The following is a 2,230-nucleotide window of genomic DNA, read 5'->3' on the forward strand; positions in this document are numbered from 1 at the left end:
TTCAGAGGGAGGCGAGCGATTTCACGGCTTGCAAGACGGCTTCGTCGGTAGGCTGGCATATGGTAACTGCCAGCTTGTCTACCTTACCAGAGGCCGCACCGAGCGATGATTGTAAACGCCCTGCGACGCGAGGGTGTATCACCACATAACGGAAGGCGGCAAGAGCCGGCAACAGATTGTGACGCCGGGCATTGTCGACAAACACCTGCACGCTATGCGCGCTGGTCAACAGACAGATGACCGGCTGCCCCGTTTCCGAGGCGTGTTGCAGTTGGCGCACGGCCATAGGCTCCCAATCCAAAGGCTCGCGCTGATAGGCGGTGTGTCGGTGCACCTGAATACCCGCATCTTCAAGTTGTCCGCCAAGCCACTCGCGCCCTTCCTGTCCGCGCACGATCAGGGCGTTGCGCACCTGCGCCAATTTCGGTTGCAGCACCCTCCAAAGCGATTCAGAGTCTTGTTCGTCGGCCTCGTCGGGGCGCACAATACACTGTGAAGGCACCCGCCCCGTTCGCTCGACCGCCGCCGCCGTGGCAGCGCCCACTACGCCTACCAAGCCGTGCTCGGGCCATGGCCTGGGCGTGGTGACGGCTTGATCAAGCTGGTGAAAATACGATACGACCGCATTGCCCGACACGAAAACAACCAGATCGTAATGCTCTGGTGTTGGCAAGGTGCCCTGAACGGCGGCCGGCCTGATTTGCAGCACCGGCATCAAAAGTGGCTTGAGGCCAAGCTGGGCAAGCTCCTGAGCCAACGTTTCGTTACGCCCTTGCGGGCGTGTCAGGACAATCAGCGCATCTGCCACGCGTTGCGGCATTCCTACCGCCTAGGTGTCGGAAGCACCCGGAGGCGATTCGGGTGTGGAATGATCGGACAGCAGCGAGGCAAGGATCTGGCGCGCACCCTGATCGAGCAGCTGAGCCGCAACCTGCCGGCCCAGCGACTCGGCCTGTTCGGGGGCGCCGGAGGCCTGGGCGCGTATCAGTGTCCGGCCGTCTGGCTGCGCGACCAGGCCGCGCAAATTCAACACGCCATTATCTATTTGCGCATAGGCGGCCAAGGGCACTTGGCACGAGCCACCCAACTGGGCGGAGACCATGCGCTCGGCCAATGCACACCAGGTTGAACTTTGACATTGAAGCGGCGCCAGCCATGCACGAATATCGGCACGCTCGGCCATGACCTCAATGCCCAAAGCCCCCTGCCCGGCAGACGGCAGGCTTTGTTCGGGGCTAAGGTAAGCCCGGATACGATCAGCAAGACCCAGGCGCTGCAGCCCCGCAGCGGCAAGAATAATGGCGGCGTATTCGCCCCGGTCGAGCTTGCCCAGGCGGGTGTCAAGGTTGCCGCGCAAGGGGCGAACCGTTAAGTGCGGATATAGCGCGCGAATCTGCGCCTCGCGGCGCAGGCTCGAGGTGCCCACCACTGAACCGGCCGGCAACTGGGCCAGGTCGCCGGCCTGGTTGGAAACCAGTGCATCGCGGGCGTCTTCGCGCTGCATGACCGCTGTGAGCGCAAAGGGCAGCTTCAGGTCGACCGGCACATCTTTAAGCGAATGCACGGCCAGGTCGGCACGCCCGTCGAGCAAGGCAGTTTCAAGTTCTTTGACGAACAAGCCCTTACCGCCCACTTTGGACAAGGTGCGATCAAGTATCTGGTCGCCCCGTGTAGTCATTTCAAGCAGCTCGACCTGGCATTGCGGGTACAGCTCTAGCAAAAGGCCGCGCACATGGTGTGCTTGCCACAGCGCCAGGCGACTGGCACGTGTGGCAATAACCAGCCTGTTAGGCTGCGAAACAGAACTAACCGGCATAGTAATTGACGATCAGATAAGCAATGATGCCGATAATGGCCAGAATGAAAAGGCCCCTTAACAGCGACATGCTTGAATCGGAATCTTTCTTTTCATTATCTGACGGTTTAAACAGACCCATGTGTAGTACCTTTTTTGGCGTTCATGCGTGCGGCCAGCCATTTTCCGCCCCCTACCACCAGGACGACACCGACCACTTCTGCCGCTATTTTAGCCATGGCGGTAGGTTCGCCGAATTGATTCACGACAAAGACGTCGGTGATCAGCATGCCGCCGGCTATCCAGCCCAGCAGCCCGGCGCCAAACAACACCACCGTGGGGAAGCGATCGATCAGCTTAAGTACCAGCGTACTGCCCCAGATGATAATGGGCACGCTAAGCAGCAGACCAAAGATCACGTAGCCCATCTGATGA

General features: G+C 60.2%; 4 protein-coding genes. All 4 read right to left on the minus strand.

Going from position 1 to position 2,230, the window contains the following annotated elements:
* Position 1: 1 nt before the first annotated feature.
* Positions 2 to 820: a uroporphyrinogen-III synthase gene (locus tag VL003_RS12570; RefSeq protein WP_325442990.1), complete on the minus strand. Its 819-nt coding sequence runs from the start codon at positions 818 to 820 to the stop codon at positions 2 to 4.
* 9 nt (positions 821 to 829) lie between these two features.
* The gene (hemC, locus tag VL003_RS12575; RefSeq protein WP_325442991.1) at positions 830 to 1,816 is read right to left on the minus strand and encodes a hydroxymethylbilane synthase; all 987 of its coding nucleotides are present in this window, start codon (positions 1,814 to 1,816) and stop codon (positions 830 to 832) included.
* Entirely contained in the window at positions 1,806 to 1,937 is a 132-nt protein-coding gene (locus tag VL003_RS12580) for a hypothetical protein (protein ID WP_325442992.1), read from the minus strand. The genes hemC and VL003_RS12580 overlap by 11 nt, the downstream gene beginning before the upstream one ends.
* On the minus strand, positions 1,924 to 2,230 hold a 307-nt coding region (locus VL003_RS12585; protein ID WP_414708303.1), incomplete at its 5' end, for a TerC family protein. The genes VL003_RS12585 and VL003_RS12580, both read right to left, overlap by 14 nt.

The sequence above is a fragment of the Pusillimonas sp. genome (assembly GCF_035515275.1).
Taxonomy (GTDB): domain Bacteria; phylum Pseudomonadota; class Gammaproteobacteria; order Burkholderiales; family Burkholderiaceae_B; genus Pusillimonas.